This is a genomic window from Actinomadura sp. HBU206391 (genome assembly GCF_014323665.1).
Taxonomy (GTDB): domain Bacteria; phylum Actinomycetota; class Actinomycetes; order Streptosporangiales; family Streptosporangiaceae; genus Actinomadura_C.
Window position 1 is genome coordinate 85,857 of sequence record NZ_JABVEB010000007.1, and the last position, 16,339, is coordinate 102,195.

At 70.4% G+C, this 16,339-nt stretch carries 14 protein-coding genes; 8 read left to right on the forward strand and 6 right to left on the reverse strand.

All coding sequences use genetic code 11. The features are described 5' to 3' along the window. Positions 1–17 precede the first annotated feature (17 nt). From HKK72_RS05650 to HKK72_RS05660, 3 genes are read left to right on the forward strand one after another with little or no spacing between them, the layout of a single operon-like run. Positions 18–623, forward strand: a complete 606-nt coding sequence (locus HKK72_RS05650) for a fluoride efflux transporter FluC (RefSeq protein ID WP_187233154.1) — start codon at positions 18–20, stop codon at positions 621–623. Further along, positions 623–985 (forward strand): DUF190 domain-containing protein, encoded by a 363-nt coding sequence (locus HKK72_RS05655; RefSeq protein WP_222720366.1) that lies wholly within the window; start codon positions 623–625, stop codon positions 983–985. Before HKK72_RS05650 ends, HKK72_RS05655 begins: the two co-directional genes overlap by 1 nt. Further along, positions 982–1,356 (forward strand): fluoride efflux transporter FluC, encoded by a 375-nt coding sequence (locus HKK72_RS05660; protein ID WP_187233156.1) that lies wholly within the window; start codon positions 982–984, stop codon positions 1,354–1,356. The genes HKK72_RS05655 and HKK72_RS05660 overlap by 4 nt, the downstream gene beginning before the upstream one ends. 132 nt (positions 1,357–1,488) lie before the next feature. Here the strand turns inward: HKK72_RS05660 and HKK72_RS05665 are convergent, their stop codons facing one another. Both HKK72_RS05665 and HKK72_RS05670 read right to left on the reverse strand, forming a co-directional pair. Next, complete coding sequence (locus tag HKK72_RS05665; RefSeq protein WP_187233157.1) at positions 1,489–2,763, reverse strand: SGNH/GDSL hydrolase family protein; 1,275 nt, start codon at positions 2,761–2,763, stop codon at positions 1,489–1,491. Positions 2,764–2,891: 128 nt separating this feature from the next. Next, positions 2,892–3,302, reverse strand: coding sequence for a VOC family protein (locus HKK72_RS05670; RefSeq protein ID WP_187233158.1), 411 nt, complete (start codon positions 3,300–3,302; stop codon positions 2,892–2,894). Positions 3,303–3,504: 202 nt separating this feature from the next. Between HKK72_RS05670 and HKK72_RS05675 the strand changes: the two genes are divergently transcribed. Next, complete coding sequence (locus HKK72_RS05675; RefSeq protein WP_187233159.1) at positions 3,505–6,744, forward strand: ATP-binding protein; 3,240 nt, start codon at positions 3,505–3,507, stop codon at positions 6,742–6,744. A 44-nt stretch (positions 6,745–6,788) separates the two neighbouring features. On the opposite strand, the gene HKK72_RS05680 is transcribed toward HKK72_RS05675, so the two are convergent. Genes HKK72_RS05680 through HKK72_RS05690 form a run of 3 tightly spaced genes read right to left on the reverse strand, consistent with a single transcriptional unit; the run spans position 6,789 to position 9,417 of the window. Then, positions 6,789–7,649: an ABC transporter permease gene (locus HKK72_RS05680; RefSeq protein ID WP_187233160.1), complete on the reverse strand. Its 861-nt coding sequence runs from the start codon at positions 7,647–7,649 to the stop codon at positions 6,789–6,791. Further along, the gene (locus tag HKK72_RS05685) at positions 7,646–8,716 is read right to left on the reverse strand and encodes an ATP-binding cassette domain-containing protein (RefSeq protein WP_187233182.1); all 1,071 of its coding nucleotides are present in this window, start codon (positions 8,714–8,716) and stop codon (positions 7,646–7,648) included. Before HKK72_RS05685 ends, HKK72_RS05680 begins: the two co-directional genes overlap by 4 nt. A gap of 29 nt (positions 8,717–8,745) precedes the next feature. Beyond that, positions 8,746–9,417: an NADPH-dependent FMN reductase gene (locus HKK72_RS05690; protein ID WP_187233161.1), complete on the reverse strand. Its 672-nt coding sequence runs from the start codon at positions 9,415–9,417 to the stop codon at positions 8,746–8,748. Positions 9,418–9,703: 286 nt separating this feature from the next. Here HKK72_RS05690 and HKK72_RS05695 point away from each other — a divergent pair, with 286 nt between their 5' ends. The 3 genes from HKK72_RS05695 (at position 9,704) to HKK72_RS05705 (ending at position 13,700) form a co-directional block, all read left to right on the forward strand. Next, positions 9,704–10,297: a Uma2 family endonuclease gene (locus HKK72_RS05695; protein WP_187233162.1), complete on the forward strand. Its 594-nt coding sequence runs from the start codon at positions 9,704–9,706 to the stop codon at positions 10,295–10,297. A gap of 374 nt (positions 10,298–10,671) precedes the next feature. Then, positions 10,672–12,843: a DUF6351 family protein gene (locus tag HKK72_RS05700; RefSeq protein WP_187233163.1), complete on the forward strand. Its 2,172-nt coding sequence runs from the start codon at positions 10,672–10,674 to the stop codon at positions 12,841–12,843. 203 nt (positions 12,844–13,046) lie between these two features. Continuing rightward, complete coding sequence (locus HKK72_RS05705) at positions 13,047–13,700, forward strand: TetR/AcrR family transcriptional regulator (protein ID WP_187233164.1); 654 nt, start codon at positions 13,047–13,049, stop codon at positions 13,698–13,700. 1 nt (position 13,701) lies between these two features. On the opposite strand, the gene HKK72_RS05710 is transcribed toward HKK72_RS05705, so the two are convergent. Then, positions 13,702–14,553, reverse strand: a complete 852-nt coding sequence (locus HKK72_RS05710; RefSeq protein WP_187233165.1) for a MaoC/PaaZ C-terminal domain-containing protein — start codon at positions 14,551–14,553, stop codon at positions 13,702–13,704. Positions 14,554–14,733: 180 nt separating this feature from the next. Between HKK72_RS05710 and HKK72_RS05715 the strand changes: the two genes are divergently transcribed. Continuing rightward, positions 14,734–16,272, forward strand: a complete 1,539-nt coding sequence (locus HKK72_RS05715) for an alpha/beta hydrolase domain-containing protein (RefSeq protein WP_187233166.1) — start codon at positions 14,734–14,736, stop codon at positions 16,270–16,272. The last annotated feature ends 67 nt before the right edge of the window (positions 16,273–16,339 follow it).

A 16,339-nucleotide genomic window follows, 5' to 3' on the forward strand; every position in this document is an offset into this window, starting at 1 on the left:
TTCTGGTAGGAGGCACCATGCCCGACCCCATCACTCCCGCGAACACCGGCCGTCCGCGCGGTCCGGCGGGATCGCCCGACGGCGTGTCGGCGCGCGAGTCCGGCGGCCCTCGGGGCCCTAGCCGGCCGACGCGCCGCGTGCCGTGGGCCACTCTGGCGGCCGTCTCGGCGGGCGGGGCGCTCGGGGCACTGGCCCGCCACGGCCTGTCGGTCGCCCTCCCCGCCGCGCCCGGTTCGTTCGCGTGGGCGACGTTCCTGATCAACGTGTCCGGTTGCCTGCTGATCGGCGCCCTGATGTTCGCGATCACCGAGGTGTGGCAGGCGCCCGCGCCGGCCCGCCCGTTCCTCGGGGTGGGGGTGCTGGGCGGGTTCACCACCTTCTCCACCTACATCGTCGACGTCCAGCGCGGCGTGGACTCGGGGTCGCCTGGCGTCGCGGTGGCCTACCTGGCGGGCACCGTGGTCACCGCGCTGGCCGCCGTGTACGCCGGCGACCGGGTGACCCGGCTGATCGCCCGCCGGCACCGCAGGCCCTGGATCTCCGCGGGCGATGGTCAGGCCGCCGCCGGGCACAGGGTCGCTGAGAGAGTCCACCGTGACGGCGGACATGGGAGGGAGCGGTGATGAAGCTGGAAGGCCCGGCCGTCCGCCTGACGGTCTTCGTCGGCGAGACCGACCAGTGGCACCACCGGCCGCTCTACCACGAGATCGTGCATCGGGCCCATGCCGCCGGCCTGGCCGGGGCGAGCGTACTGCGCGGCATCGAGGGTTACGGAGCGTCGAGCCGGATCCACACCACCCGGATCCTGTCGCTGTCGGACGACCTGCCCGTCGCGGTCGTCATCGTCGACACGGAGGACAAGATCAATTCCTTCCTGCCCGAGCTCGACGAGCTCGTTCTGGAGGGCCTGGCGATCATCGATCCGGTGCGGGTGATCCGCTATGGAGGACGGTCCGCGGAGCCCGGCGGGCAGGGGACCCGATGACACTGTTGCTCGTGGCGCTCGGCGCCGCGGTGGGTGCGCCGCTGCGGTACGTGGCCGACCGGATGGTGCAGACACGTCATGACAGCGCGTTCCCCTGGGGCACGTTCGCCGTCAACGTCGCGGGGTCGGCGCTGCTGGGGTTCCTGGCCGCCCTGCCCGCCGGCAGTGGCCTGATGGCGTTGGCCGGCACGGGGTTCTGCGGAGCGCTCACGACCTATTCGACCTTCGGGTACGAGACCCTGCGACTGGCCGAGGGGGGCGCCCGCGCCTACGCGGTGCTGAACGTGGCCGGATCCATCGCCGCGGGCCTCGGCGCCGCCTATTGCGGCATGGCCGTCGCCCACGTCGTCACCGGCGGCGGCCCCTGGTGACCCGGCCGGTGACCGATGTACCGGTGACCGATGTACTGGGGATCGATGCCCTGGGCCATCCCCGCGGCGTCGGCGCCGCGGGGATGGCCCAGGGGGTATGGCCTGCGATCAACAAGCGGATCAGCAGGAGCATCAGAGCGTGCGCGGATCGATGGCCCTGGCGATGGCCTTCATGCCGGCGTCGTTCGGGTGCAGGTTGTCTCCCGAGTTGTAGGCGGGCGACAGCGCGTCCGGATCGCCGGCGTCGGCGAGGACCTTGTCGACGTCGACCACCGCGTCGTATTCGCCGCTGTGGCGGATCCACTGGTTGACGGCGTCGCGGACCTTCTCGTGTTCTCCGGCCTCGTCGTAGTAGGGCTCGGCGCCCTTGAACGGCGGCAGGGTAGCGCCAATGATCTTGATGCCACGGGAGTGCGCGGCGCGGATCAGGGCCCGGTGCCCCTCGATGAGCCGTGGCGCGGTCATCAAGGGGAACGCACCACAGCCGAAGTCGCGATCGCCGAGGCCGATGTCGTTCGTGCCCAGCAAGACGATCACCGAGCGTACCGAGGGCCGGTCGGCCACGTCGCGGGCGAACCGCGTGAGGCCCTTCTCGCCGGCGATGCAGAGCGAGTCGGTGAGCAGCATGTTCCCGCCGATCCCTGCGTTGAGCACGCCCATCGGCCTGTGGGCGCCGGTGAGCCGCTCGGCCAACTCGTCCGGAAAGCGGTTGTCGGCGCCAGGTGTGGAGCCGAACCCGTCGGTGATGGAGTCGCCGAACGTCACCACGGTGCCGTCGGCCCGGTGTGCTCCACCGGCGACGTCCACGCCGGTCAGGTAGTACCAGGAGTGGCTGGTCTCGCCGGCGAACGCGCCGGCGTCCTGGTCGAACCGGCGGTCACCGGTGGCGCGGTAGGTCGTCGTCAATCCGAGCTCGTGGAAGGTGGCGGGCCCGGTGGGCTTCGCGAAGTAGAGCGTGACCGTCAGCTTCTCCAGCGGCGCGGTCACCAGCCACGCGGCATCGGAGGTCGCATCGCGGCCGGCCGGAATCGTCGTGGACGCCGAGCGGCCGAAGGTCACCCGGCGTACCGTGCCGGGCCGGATCGCCGCGCCGTGGCCGGCCTTGGCGATGGTCGCCCCGGCGACGCGCAGCGGACCGGTGCCGTACCGGTTGGACAGCCGGATCCGCACCCGTGAGCCACCGGTGGTGACCCGGACGACCTGCCGCACCGACTGGTCGGCGGTGAATCCCGGGATCGACCAGTTGGGGCCGTCCCATGGTGTGCCGACCGCCGGCTTGTGCTGGGAGGCCGACCAGGCGCCGGACCAGGCGCCGGACCTGTCACGGCCGGTCTCTGCGCGGTCGCCGGAGGCGGCGGCGGAACCGGTAGGAACGGCCAGCGCCGCCACCACTGTCACCGCGGCCATGGACGCGAAGGTTCGAAATCTTGAAGCGTTCACCAGGATGTCCTTTCAGCAGAACGTCCGACCGTGCGGGGGCCGGCGTCGTCGTCTCCGAGCCGCCGCCGGCCCCGCGTGGTCGGTGCGGGCACGGATCAGGCCTGCTCGGGCGCCGCGGACATGTCCATGTAGATGACGTCCCACAGGTGCCCGTCGGGGTCCTGGAAGTTGCGTCCGTACAGGAAGCCCAGGTCGCGGGGGTCATCGGCGTGCCGTCCGCCGGACGCGAGGGCCTTGTCGGCCAGCTCGTCCACCCGCTGCCTGCTGTCGACGCCCAGCGCCATGATCGCCTCGGTCGTCGTGGTGGCGTCGGCGATCTCCTTGTCGGTGAAGGTCTTGAAGTACGGCTCCACCAGCAGCATCACGTAGATGTCGGCGGTGACGACCACGCATTCCATGTTCTCGTCGGCGAAATCCTCGTTGAGGGCGAAACCCAGCTCGGAGAAGAATCGCTTGGAGACGGCGAGATCCTTCACAGGGAGGTTGATGAAGATCTTCGTGGACATTTCGGGTGCCTTTCTCGGTGCCGTTCGGCCACCGGATCCGACCGGATCCTCAGCCGTTTCCCCGAAGGCGCGAGACGTGGACTAGCGCGCGCCAGACCGGATCTCGCGGTCTGGCGGTCTCGCGCGCTCAGCCCTCGCTGTCCGACCCGTTCGATACGTTCTTGTGTGCCATGTCCACCCACGGAGCGACGGCAGGCCGGAAATGACACCTGCGATCATCGGGCGGGACCATCCCGCCGGTGTTCTTCGTGCTGAGATCGGCCGGGCGGCCGACAGCCACGGTGGGCTGCTCCTCGTCACGGGAGAGGCCGGAATCGGCAAGACCACGCTGGTCACCGGGGCCATGGACGAGGCCCGGCGGCTCGGCGCGCTGGTACTGAGCGGATCCTGCTGGGACTCCGAGAGCGCGCCCGGTCACTGGCCGTGGGTTCAGGTGGTCCGGGGCCTGCGCCGGAGCGCCACCCCCGAGGAATGGGCGGCGGCCGAGTCGGCCGCGGGCGGCGGCCTGTCGGTGATGCTCGGAGAGTCGTCGGGCGCCGAGGCGGCCGAGGCCTTTCGGCTGTACGACGCGGTGACCACCGCGCTGGTGTCGGTCTCGCAGAGCCGCCCGCTCGTGGTCGTGATCGACGACCTGCACTGGGCCGACGCCGCGTCGGTCAAGCTGCTGGAGTTCGCGGCCCGGCACACCTGGTTCGAGCGGCTGCTGCTCGTGGGCACGTACCGGGACGTCGAGGTGGAGTCGGCCGAACACCCGCTGCGGCCGTTGATGCTGTCGCTGGTGGCCAAGGCCACGACGGTGACGCTGACGGGTCTGAGCCGTGACGAGGTCGGTGCGCTGATGACCCGTACGGCGGGTCACGAGCCGGACGGCGACCTGGTCACCGAGGTGCACCGCCGCACCGGCGGCAACCCGTTCTTCGTGGAGCAGACGGCCCGGTTGTGGCTCAGCGGCAGCGCGGTCACCGCGATCGCGCCGGGCGTGCGCGACGCCGTGCAGCGGCGGTTGTCACTGCTGCCCGCGCCGGTCGCCCGGATCCTCGCGGTGGCGGCCACGCTCGGCCGGGAGTTCCACCGTCAGGTGCTCGCGGGCACCGCGGCGGCGCCCGTTCCGCAGGTCGACCGGCTGCTCGATCAGGCGGTGGCCGCCCGGCTCGTGGTGACCCTCGGCTCCGGCCGGTTCGCGTTCGCGCACGATCTGGTCCGCGAGACGCTCTACGACTCGCTCGACGAGGCACAGGCGCGCCGGCATCACGCCGCCGCCGTCCGAGCCATCGACCGTTCCTCCGCCCTCACCGAGAGGGTCTTGCCGGCCGAGCTGGCCCGGCACGCCTACCTCGCCGGAGACGACCTCGAACCCGCCCGAGCGGTGGACCATCTGCTGGCCGCGGCACGCGACGCCGACCGCCGGCTCGCCGTGGAGGAGTCGGTCGGGCACTACCGCCGGGCACTGGAACGCGCCGACGCGCTCGAACCTCGAAGGCAGGCCACGATCTCGCTCGATCTCGGCCGAGAGCTGTTCCACGCCGGTGATCGAGGCGATGCCTGGCAGGCCTTCGAAGCCGCCGCCGCACTCAGCCGCGAGCTCGACGACCAGGAGTTGCTGGCGCGCGTGGCGCTCACCCTGTACTCCTACGAGGACTGCGGCGGCGAAAAGGGCCGGCTGCGGGCCGACCTCCTGACCGAGGCGCACGGCAAGCTCGTTCTCGGGGGCGCGGCCCCGCCCCGCCCGCTGCCGCTCGACCGCCTCGCGCAGGAGCTGGCCGTCCACGCCGCCGGGCTGGCGCGGCGCACGGGCGACGACGAGGCTCTCGCCTTCAGCCTGTGGGCCCGCCATGACGTCATCTGGGGCCCGGGCACCGCAGCCGAGCGGGAGGAGCTCACCGATGAGATGACCGAGCTGGCACGCCGCATCTCCGACCACGACATGGAGCACTTCGCGTCGTCACTGCGGTGGGTGGCACTGCTGGAGCAGGGCGACCCCCGCTACCTCGACCAGTACCACGCGTTCATCGCCCTGGCCGAACGCGAGGCTCTTCCGCGCTTCAAGTTCGCCTCGGTCATCGACCAGAGCATCATCACCGGCCTGCAGGGCCGCTTCGCCGAGGCGGAGGCCCTCATCGACCGGGCGGTGCTGCTCTCCGAGGACGATCACGGCGGCGTCGTGGACATGGTCAACCACCTTCGCTGGGCGCTCTGGCTGCTTCAGGGCCGGTACGACGAGTTGGCGGCCCTGCACCGATCACTCGGCGAGCGCGGGCTTCCCTACCCGCACCTGCTGGAGGCCGTCACAGCGGTGCAGGGAGGGAATCTCGACGTCGCGCTACGGCACTACACCGAGCTGGCGGACGCCGATGAGCCGTATCCGCGTGGTGTCATGCCGCTGTGGCTGAGGTTCCAGGCCCAGGTCGCGGCCGCGACACGGAAACCGGAGCTGTGCGAACGGGCGCGCGCCGATCTGGCTCCGTACGCCGGCCAGTGGGCGCTGTCGGTGTACGGGTGCGAGATCAGCGGACCGATGGACCTGTGGTCGGCCCTCGTCGACGCCGCCCAGGAGCGCTGGGACGACGCGATCGACGGATACACCGCCGCCTACCGGTCCGCCGACCGGCTGCGGGCGCGGCCGTGGTCGATCGAGGCGCGGAGCCGGCTCGCCGAGGCACTCCTGGCACGCGGCTCCGCCGGTGACGCCGACACCGCGGCCGAGCTCCTCGACGAGGTGGGGCGTGAGGCGGCCGAGATCGGTATGCGGCACATCGTCGAGCGAGTGAAGAACATTCGTGCCGGGGCCGAGCCCGCCGGCGCGGAGGGTTCCACGGCCTCGGCTGATGTCCCCGCAGCCTCCGCCGCCGGGTCGGCTGCTTCCACGGCTTCCGCGGTCGCCGCCGACGGGCGGCAGGCCGGCGAGTTCCGGTTCGACGGTCAGGTCTGGTCGCTGCGGTACGGCGGTCGCGGGGTTCACATGCCCGATGCCAAGGGCCTGCATGATCTGCATCTCCTGCTCGGACGACCGGGCACGGACATCCCGGCCGTACAGCTCCTGAATCCCGAAGGCGGTGCGATCGTCGTGGCCGCGCGGCGCATGGGCGGCGACGACGTGCTCGACGACGAGGCCAAGGCGCAGTACAGGCGTCGCCTCACCCGGCTGGACGAGGAGATCGACCGGGCCACTGAACTGGGCGACGATCGCCGGGCCGCCGAGTACGACCGCGAGCGCGAGGCGCTGCTCGATGAGCTGCGCGCCGCCGCCGGGCTGGCCGGGCGCACCCGCCGGCTGGGCGACGAGGCCGAGCGCGCCCGCAAGACGGTCACCGCGCGCATCCGCGACACGCTGCGCAAGCTCGACGAGCGTCACCCCGAACTCGCCGCCCACCTGCGCGCCACCGTCTCGACCGGGGCGACCTGCGCCTACCGGCCGGACGGCGAGACCACCTGGCGGCTCTGAGCCGCCAGGTGGTCAGTGAGCCGGCCGAACCCGGCTCTTCTCGGTCACTTGCGGTTGTACAGGCGCATGGTGAGCGTTCCGAAGATCGCGATGAGCGCTGCGCCGGATGCCAGGACCCAGGTCATGGCGGTGACGTCGGGGTCGCCGGCCATCTGGCCGCGTACGGCGGCGACGAGGTGGGTGATGGGGTTGACGTCGACGAAGACCTGGAGCCAGCCGGGCATGGTGTCGGGCTCGACCAGGATGTTGCTGAGGAAGGTCAGCGGGAACAGCACCATCATGCTGGTGCCCATCACCGACTTCTCGCTGCGGAGCAGTAGGCCGAACATGGTCCACACCCACGAGAAGGCGAAGGAGAACGCCACGAGCAGCGCCATGCCGGTGAGGACTCCGACGGGACCGCCGTCCGGGCGGAAGCCGAGGATGAGCCCGACGATCAGGATGGTCGTCGCGGACATGGTGTAGCGGAAGGCGTCGCCGAGCAGGTAGCCGACCATGGGCGCGGGCCGCCAGATCGGCAGGGTGCGGAAGCGGTCGAAGACGCCCTTCTCGATGTCGGTGTTGACGGCGAGACCGGTGTACATGGTGGTCATGACGACGCTCATCACCATGATGCCCGGCAGCAGGAACTGCACGTACTCACTGGTCGATCCCGCGATAGCGCCGCCGAACAGGAACGTGAACATCAACGTCATGATGATCGGGAAGGCCGTGACGTCGAAGAGCTGTTCGGGGACATGTTTGATCTTGAGCATGGCGCGCCAGCCGAAGGTCAGCGAGGCCGACAGCGGGCTGGGGCGTGCCGGGCGCTCTCCGAGGGCGAGCACGGCGCCGAGGGTCTCGGCCGACGGGGTGTAGGCGGCGACCGGCGCCTCGATCGTGGTCGTGGTGGTGGCGGTGCTCATGCCACGGTCTCCTTGTCGGTGGCGGCCGGCTCGGCGGGCGCGGCGGCGGCGTTCTGGTCGGGTCCGTACTGGTCCGGACCGGGGGTGGCGGGGTGGTCGGTGAGGGCGAGGAAGACCTCGTCGAGGCTGGGCTGGCCGAGCGAGAAGTCGTCGACGGTGATGCCGTTGCGGGCGAGTTCGGCGAGCGCGTGGGAGGCCTGCTCGGCTGCGGCGAGGTCGGTCTCGTGGCCTGAGACGCGGGCGGTGAGGGCGACGGGGTCGGCGTCGAGCTGTACGGGTGCGGCGAGTGCGCGTTCCAGGGCGCGGGTGAGGACCTGTTCGGCCTCGGGCCGTTGCCGGGGGTCGCGGAGCCGTACGTGGACGGCACCGGCACCGACGGAGGATTTGAGTTCGCCGGGGGTTCCCTCGGCGATGACCTTGCCATGGTCGATCACGGCGATGCGGCCGGCGAGCCGGTCGGCCTCGTCTAGGTACTGGGTGGTGAGCAGCACGGTGGTGCCGTGGGCGACGACCGCACGGATGATCTCCCAGACCTGGTTGCGGCTGCGGGGGTCCAGGCCGGTGGTGGGCTCGTCGAGGAACAGCAGGTCGGGCGTGTTGAGAATGCTCGCTGCGATGTCGATCCGGCGGCGCATGCCCCCGGAGTACTTCTTGATCTGGCGGTCGGCGGCGTCGGTCAGGCCGAACGCCTCCAGCAACGCCGCCGACCGCTCTCTGGCCGCCGGCTTGCCGTAGCCGAGCAGCCGCGCCAGCAGCACGAGGTTCTCGGTGCCGGTCAGGTCCTCGTCCACCGAGGCGTACTGCCCCGTCAGACTCACCCGGCCGCGCACCGCGTCGGCCTCGGCGACGACGTCACGCCCGAACACCCGCGCCTGGCCCCCGTCGGGACGCAGCAACGTGGCGAGCATCCTGACCACGGTGGTCTTCCCTGCCCCGTTGGGACCGAGCAATCCGTACACCGTGCCCGCCGGCACGGTCAGATCGACACCGTCCACCGCCCGTGTCTTTCCGAACGACTTCACCAGGCCCGACGTTTCGATCGCCAGGTCAGCGGTCGGTCTGCTCATCATCTGTCCTCTCCATCGCTTCAAGGGATCTAAGACACGTACGGGCGCGCCGCACGGGCGTCGCGCAACGCGAGGCCCCACCAGGTGAGCTGGTCGAGCATCGCGTCGGCCTCTTGCCCGATGCATTCCGAACCTCGTGGGCATTCCGAACCTCGTGGGCATTCCGAACCTCGTGGGCCTTGCGCCTCTCGTGGTCGGCCGCGCTCGTCGAAACCGTCGTTCAAGAGGCCGGACGGCTCGTCGAAGCCGTCCTTCAGGAGGTTGATGCTCACGCCGCTCCGCATCGTCGCGGCGTGCAGCTCACCGAAGACCGTGCGCAGGTGCTCCATGGCGTACAGGCCCTCGGACCGGTAGCCGTACGAGACGATGCCGACCGGCTTTGCCTGCCACTCGTCGTAGGCGTAGTCGATCGCCTGCTTCAGTGACGCCGGGAAGCTGTGGTTGTACTCCGGGGTGACGACGACGAACGCGTCCGCCGCACCGATCTGTGCGGTGAAAGCCAGCATCTGACCCGTCGCCTCATGCGGGTAGCGGGACGGGAAGTCGAAGTCGACCAGATCGATGACCTTCGGCTCGATGTCGGCGCGCCGCCTGATCCGCGTGGTCAGCCAACGGCCGACGGCATCACCGACCCGGCCTTCGCGGGTGCTGCCGATGACGACCGCCACGCGCAGCGGGGCCGTGGCTCCGTTCTGGATCATCGGGTGCCTCCTGTGGCTCTCAGCGGTCACCCCACAGGCGCGAGTCCGGGCCCGGCATCCCGCCAGATCAGATCTAGCGGGCCCGCCGGCCGCGTCTCGCGCCTCCAGAGTGACCCATGAGGGGCGGCAAGGAACACCCGTCACTCATAAACGCCGTTCTGGATACGCTCGGCGGTAGGGGTTCCCTACGATGACCGGAGCAGATCGTGAGGGATGAGTTGCGGAACGTGAGCATCGCGGTCGAGGCCCACCTCAATCTCGTGTTGCCGGACACGCCGTACGCCCTGTGAGCGCGTGGCGAACTGGACGGCCACCTCGATCTGCCCCACGAGCGCACCAGGTCGAGATCATCGGTGGGGAGATCGTCGTGTCACCGGCACCGGCCTTCGGGCATGGCGGCATCATCCAGGACGTCGTCGACCGGGTCGCCGAGGCCCGCGTCACCGAGCCTGCCTTCGCGTGGAGATGCATCCAGGGCACGGGTCTCGACCTCGTCGGCGTCCAGGACGGCTACATCCCCGATCTCATGTTCCTGGAGACGGAGACTTTCGCGGCCGCCCAGCGCGCCGATGTCCTCTACGTGGTCCCCGATCAGGTGGAGCTCGTCGTCGAGGTGACCTCGCCGTCGAACGCCGGCAACGACCGTCGCCCGCGGGAGCACCGGAAGCTCACCAAGTGGAACGGGTATGCCCGGTCCGAGATCCCGTACTACCTCCTGATCGACCGCGACCCCGGAGTCTCGCGCATCACCCTCTACTCCATCCCCGACGGGGCATCCGGCGGCCATCTCCACCAGGACACCTGGGAGTTCGGCGAGACGGTCGTACTGCCCGATCCCTTCGGGCTGGAGATCCCCGCCGCCTGGCGTCCCTGGGCGTGACGCGCGTCGGCCTCCCGACGCCGACCTGAGATGCGCCCCCGGCGTTCCCGGCGATGCGGTGACGCTTCGATCATGATGGGTGACGCCGAGCCATAGCCCGCGCGGGGGGGCTGGTCAGGTTTTAGAAAAGCATTCTAGAATGCTCTTCGCACTTACGCAGGTGCCCGGTGTTGAGCTCAGCGTCATGCTCGCTCGGCGACGGCGGGATGTTCTTGTCCGCAGCGACTCTGGTCATGAGTGATCGGCGGCCACGAACCGGGAGATAGAGCTCCGCTCATCGTCGTCATGGCGACTCGTGGCGACGCGCAGAGCGGAGGACCACGAGTCCCGGCACCGCGACGCGTTCGCGGTGTCATGAGCGAGCGGAGTTGCCAGTGGCACACCGTAGATGGCGCTCGGCCATCGTCGTCGCCGCACTCGCGGCGGCGGTGCCGATGCTGACGTACGGGACGGCGGCCGCGACGACGCCGTCCCACGGTGGACGGCTGACCATCGAGACCGTGTCCAATCCACGGCCGGAACTCGTCAGCGGAGGTCAGGTCCTGATCAGGGTCGCCGCGTCGGCGAGGAACCACGCCAAGCGGATCACCGTCAGCGCGAACGGGCGCGACGTGACCTCCGGCCTGCACAAGCGGTCCGACGGCAGCCTCCTCGGGCTGGTGAGCGGCCTGCGCGAGGGGCGCAACACCCTGGAGGCCAGGCAGTCCGGTTCCCGCAGCACAACTCTGCGCGTCACGAACCACCCGATCACCGGGCCGGTGCTGTCCGGCAGTCAGCAGCTCCCCTTCTACTGCGAGACGCAGGCCTACGGACTGCCGGCCGCCGAGCAGCCGCATTGCAGCGCGCCCACCCAGGTGGTCTACCAGTACCGCACCACGGCGGGCGCGTTCGCGCCGCTGCCCGATCCGTCCACCCGGCCCGCCGACCTCGCGACCGCCACGGTGAACGGCGAGCAGGTGCCGTACATCGTGCGGGTCGAACGCGGAACGATCGACCGCGCGGTGTACGAGATCGCCGCACTGTACGACGGATCCGCACCCTCGCCGGTCACGCCGGACGGCGGCTGGAACGACAAGCTCGTCTACACCTTCGGAGGCGGCTGCAACTCCGGCTTCCACCAGGGCAGAGGGACCGGCGGCGTCATGAACGACCTGTTCCTCGGGCAGGGCTACGCGGTCGCGTCCTCCAGCCTGAACGTGCTCGACAACAACTGCAGCCCGATCATCTCGGCCGAGGCCGCGATGATGGTCAAGGAGCACTTCGTCGAGACCTACGGCCCGGTCGAGCACACCATCGGCTGGGGCGGCTCCGGCGGCGCCATCCAGCAGTACGACATCGCCGAGAGCTACCCCGGCATCCTGGACGGCATCATCCCCGGCGTCTCCTTCCCCGACCCGCTGAGCACGGCCGGCCCGGTCTCGGACTGCCGCCTGCTGAACCGCTTCTTCGCCGGCCCCGGCGCGTCGTTCACCACGGCGCAGAAGACCGCGATCGGCGGCTTCCTCACCTATTCGACCTGCGTCTCCTGGGACGTGACCTTCGCCAGCCGGTCCACCGCCACGGAGAGCTGCAATGCGGCGATCCCGGTCTCGGTGCGCTGGGACCCGGTCACCAATCCGAACGGCGTCAAGTGCAACTCCACCGAGCAACTGGTCAACCAGATCGGCCGTGACCCGAAGACCGGGTTCGTCCGCAGCCCGCTGGACAACACCGGCGTGCAGTACGGGCTGGCCGCGCTGAAGGCGGGCACGATCACACCGGCCCAGTTCACCGCCCTCAACGCGGGCGTCGGCGGCATGGACCACACCGGCAAGCCCGTGCCGCAGCGCACCGTCGCGGATCCGAAGGCGCTGAACGCGGTGTACGCCAACGACATCGTCAACTCGGCGTCTCAGGGGCTGCGGCAGACCCCCATCATCGACCAGCGCACCGACCTCGACCTGGCCGGTCTCGGCAACGACATCCACACCACCGAGTGGTCGTTCGTCATGCGCCAGCGGCTGCTGCGGGCGGGCGGCACCGCCGGCAATCAGGTCATCATCGCGAGCGCCCCGACCCCGGCCGAGACGGCCGCGGCCGCCCGGTACGAGCTCGACGCCATGGACCGCTGGCTGTCCGCGATCGGCGCCGATCGGTCGGGACGCGACATGCGGCACAAGGTGCTCGCGAACCGGCCGGCCGACCTCGGCGACGGCTGCTACCTGTCGGCCACCCAACGTATCCGCGAGACTCTGACGTACCCGTCCGGCGGACAGTGCGGGGCGCGCTTCCCGGTGGGTGCGAACACGCGCATGGCGGCAGGGGAGAGGCTCTCCATGGACGTCATGAAGTGCACGCTGAAGCCGCTCGACTTCAGGGACTACCCGGTCACGTTCACCGCGGCCGAGCGGGCGCAGCTGCGCGCCACGTTCGCCAAGGGCGTCTGTGACTACGGCCGTCCGGGTGTCGGGCAGCGCAAGCCGATCGGCACCTGGCTGAGCTATGGCGACGAGAGGACGGGTACGACTCCGCCGACCAGGCTGCCCGGCTCGCCGCACCGGCACTGACCACTCCCTGGCCTATCGCTCGCACGACGAACGACTGCGAGATCACGCACCCCCGTTGCCGTGATCTCGCAGTCGTTCGCGCTGCCCGATCGTGCCTCGTCAAGGCCGTGGCCAGGCATGATCGCCGCACCGGCGTGGAAGAATTTTGGAATACGGTTCCGTAATCAGGGGGACACGGCCGACGGCAAGGTGGCGAAGATCTGATGGCACGCAGGACGAGCAGCCGCCCGAGCGCGAACGCCTGGCAATGGAGCCGTACGGCCGAGACGCGCCGGGGGATCCTGGGGGCGGCTCGCGAGGTGTTCACCGAGCGGGGCTTCGCCGACGCCAGCGTGGCCGATGTGGTGGAGCACTCCGGATCCAGTGTCGGCAGCCTGTACCACCACTTCGGCGGCAAGGCCGAGCTGTTCCTCGCGCTCTACGAGGACCACCAGGTCGCGCACGAGGAGGACGCCTCGGCCGCCGTCGCCGCGCTGCGAGAGGCGGGCGAGACCAATCCGCTGGAGCTGTTCATCGCCGGCGCGCAGGCGTTCCTCGGGGGTTCGTGGGAACGGCGCGACCTCGTCCGGCTGTTCATGGACGGCGACGGCCCGCCCGGGTTCGAGCTGACGCGCCGCACCCGCAACCGCGAGTGGGTACGGCAGAACGCCGTCCTCCTCGGTGCCGGCACCGACCCGGTGGGCCGCGCCACCGTCGCGGTGCTGACCACCGTGATCGGTGAGGCGGGTCGCGAGATCGCCGCGTGTGAGACCAAGGCCGAAGCCGACACCGTGGCCGCGGTCACCCTCCGTCTGATCCGTCGTCTTGACCCGCTCACCGCGGGCGACGACCGGGCGCGACCGCCTGATCCGGCCTGACTCACGCAGCGAGGCAGGTAGCGCGTCCACGGTCGATGACGACCGTTCCGTCCTCCTTGGTGGTTCGGAACAGTGCGGCGTCGCCGTCGGCCCAGATCGAGACGGTCAGCGACTCGCCCGGCACGACCGGGCTGCTGAACCGGCCGGACATCGCCGCGAACCGAGCCGGATCCGACCCGGCCAGTGTGTGCAGCAGGGCCCGGCCGGTCACGCCGTACGTGCACAGGCCGTGCAGGATCGGCCGCTCGAACCCGGCGCGCGCGGCGAACTCCGGGTCGGAGTGCAGCGGGTTCCGGTCGCCCGACAGCCGATAGACCAGCGCCTGCTCGGGCCGGGTGAGGTAGGTGACCCGGTGGTCAGGTGCCCGATCCGGCACCGCCCAGTCGTCGCGGGGCCCGCGGTCGCCGCCGAACCCGCCCTCGCCGCGGATGAACGCCGAGCCGCGCGAGGTGATGACCGGCTCGCCGGTGGCCGGATCGACCGCCGTCGCCTCGCTGACGACGAGCGCGCCCGATCCCTTGTCGTAGATACCGGTGACCTTGGACGTCACCCGCACAGAACCCTCGGCGGGCAGCGGTCGGCGCAGCTCGAACGCCTGCTCGGCGTGCACCAGCATCGCCGGGTCGAAGTCGCCGATGCGGCGGGCGCCGGGCACCTGGGACAGCAGCACCGCGTACGTCGGCAGCACCCGCTGTTCGACGCGGCTCGAGTTCTCGGTGGTGAAGGCCAGTTCGTTCAGGGGATCGCCGGCCCCGGCGCCGACGCCGACGGCGTACAGCAGCGCGTCCTTCGACGTCCAGGACCGCTCGTACGGTGCCGATTCGACACCGATCGCGTTGTGGTCGAGTGGCATGTCGCGCCCTTCCCGTTGTGACGGAATCCAATTCTAGTATCCGAATCTAGAATCATCTACGATCTGGAAACCCCACCGACCGCAAGCGTGCATGTGGGGGCGGCCGTCACCCCCGGCGAAGGGAACCTCATGTCCCTGCAACCCGACCGACGACACAGACCGCTTCTCGTCTCCCTGGTCATGACCGTCATCGCGGCGCTCGCCGCCGCTCCAGCGACGGCGTCCGCCGCGCCGTCCGCTGCGGGGGCGGTCGCGTCCGAGCCGGCGACGACACCTGCCAAGTCAGCTGCCAACACACGGGCGAGCGGGTCGCCCACGACGTCGCCCGCCGCCGGCCCCGCCAAGATCACCGGCCCGATCCGGTCGAACGCGAAGCCCGGCGGCTCGTCGCACGACTACGTCTTCTACTCCACGCCGTACGACCTGAAGAAGGCCGGATACGAGGAGCAGGAGTTCTTCATCTCCGGCACGGCCACCCGGTACAACTCCAACCCGACGGTCGACGAGCAGAAGCAGGCGGCGACGCCGATCGGCGCGATGCCCTACACGACGCGGATCGTCGTACGCCGTCCGGCGAAGCCGTCCAAGTCGGCCGGGATCGCCGTCGTGGACTGGCAGAACGTCACCGCCGGGTACGACATCGACACCGAATGGGGTACCAGCGGGGACTACTTCGTCCGTCATGGCTGGACCTGGATCGGAGCGTCCGTCCAGCGCGTCGGAGTGAACGGCGCCACCTCCGGCGCCACGGCAGGGCGCGGGCTCAGGCAGTGGAGCCCGCAGCGCTACGGCTCACTCGACCTGACCGACAACGGCGCCGTGCTGGACGACTCGCAGTCGTTCGACATCTACACGCAGATCGCCGAGCTGGCCAAGGGCAGAGGCAAAAGGAACCCGCTCGCGGACCTGGACATCTCACACGTGTACGCGGCCGGGGCGTCCCAGTCGGGCCGCTACCTCGGCGTCTACTACAACACCGTCCAGCCGCTGCGGCACGTCTACGACGGTTTCCTGCTCGCGATCGGCGACAGCTCGCTGCCGCCGCGCGGCGGTGTCGGCACCAAGGCCATGCGGGTCTTCACCGAGAACGACATCTACCGCGGTGCGGGCGTGCCGAGCCGGACCGCCCCGGACAGCGCGACCCTGCGAACCTGGCACATCGCGGGCGCCTCACACGTCCCGGCCTATTCGACCAGATCTGACCCGCGTGACTTCCGGGCGACGCTGGGCGGCATCCGCGACCGCGAGTTCGGGCCGTCCGAACCCCGCGACTGCACGAACCCCGGGCCGAGCGAGGTGACCTCCTGGACGGTCTTCCATGCCGCGTACGAGGCTCTCGACAAGTGGGCGAGAAAGGGCACCGCGCCTCGCGTCGCCCAGCCGCTGGCCATCGCCGATCCGGGCCCGCCGGCGAACCTGGTGCGTGACCCGAACGGCATCGCACAGGGCGGCATCCGGCTGCCGGACGTGGAGGTCCCGGTCGCCCTGGGCGACGGCATCAACTCGCCGGCGAGCCTGGACAATCCGCTGAACTCCTTCTGCGTCCTGTACGGCACGCACCGGCCCTTCACCCAGGCCCAGCTCGACGCGCTGTACTACGACGACGAGGATTACCGGCGGCAGGTGGCGGACGTCGTGCGCCGGCTGGTGGGCCAGCGCTTCCTCCTCCCTGAGGAAGGTCACGTCTTCATCGACGCGGCCCGGCGCCGTCACGTCTGACCGACGTCTGACCGAGCCGTCCCGGCCGAGTGGTCCGCCGGCGGTGCGCGGCGAGCGCACCGCCGGC

Excerpts from the sequence above, each read along its gene's own strand:
- HKK72_RS05650 (WP_187233154.1), top strand. The coding sequence starts at position 18 with ATGCCCGACCCCATCACTCCCGCGAACACCGGCCGTCCGCGCGGTCCG.
- HKK72_RS05655 (WP_222720366.1), top strand. The coding sequence starts at position 623 with ATGAAGCTGGAAGGCCCGGCCGTCCGCCTGACGGTCTTCGTCGGCGAG.
- HKK72_RS05660 (WP_187233156.1), top strand. The coding sequence starts at position 982 with ATGACACTGTTGCTCGTGGCGCTCGGCGCCGCGGTGGGTGCGCCGCTG.
- HKK72_RS05665 (WP_187233157.1), bottom strand. The coding sequence starts at position 2,763 with ATGGCCGCGGTGACAGTGGTGGCGGCGCTGGCCGTTCCTACCGGTTCC.
- HKK72_RS05670 (WP_187233158.1), bottom strand. The coding sequence starts at position 3,302 with ATGTCCACGAAGATCTTCATCAACCTCCCTGTGAAGGATCTCGCCGTC.
- HKK72_RS05675 (WP_187233159.1), top strand. The coding sequence starts at position 3,505 with ATGACACCTGCGATCATCGGGCGGGACCATCCCGCCGGTGTTCTTCGT.
- HKK72_RS05680 (WP_187233160.1), bottom strand. The coding sequence starts at position 7,649 with ATGAGCACCGCCACCACCACGACCACGATCGAGGCGCCGGTCGCCGCC.
- HKK72_RS05685 (WP_187233182.1), bottom strand. The coding sequence starts at position 8,716 with ATGAGCAGACCGACCGCTGACCTGGCGATCGAAACGTCGGGCCTGGTG.
- HKK72_RS05690 (WP_187233161.1), bottom strand. The coding sequence starts at position 9,417 with ATGATCCAGAACGGAGCCACGGCCCCGCTGCGCGTGGCGGTCGTCATC.
- HKK72_RS05705 (WP_187233164.1), top strand. The coding sequence starts at position 13,047 with ATGGCACGCAGGACGAGCAGCCGCCCGAGCGCGAACGCCTGGCAATGG.
- HKK72_RS05710 (WP_187233165.1), bottom strand. The coding sequence starts at position 14,553 with ATGCCACTCGACCACAACGCGATCGGTGTCGAATCGGCACCGTACGAG.
- HKK72_RS05715 (WP_187233166.1), top strand. The coding sequence starts at position 14,734 with ATGACCGTCATCGCGGCGCTCGCCGCCGCTCCAGCGACGGCGTCCGCC.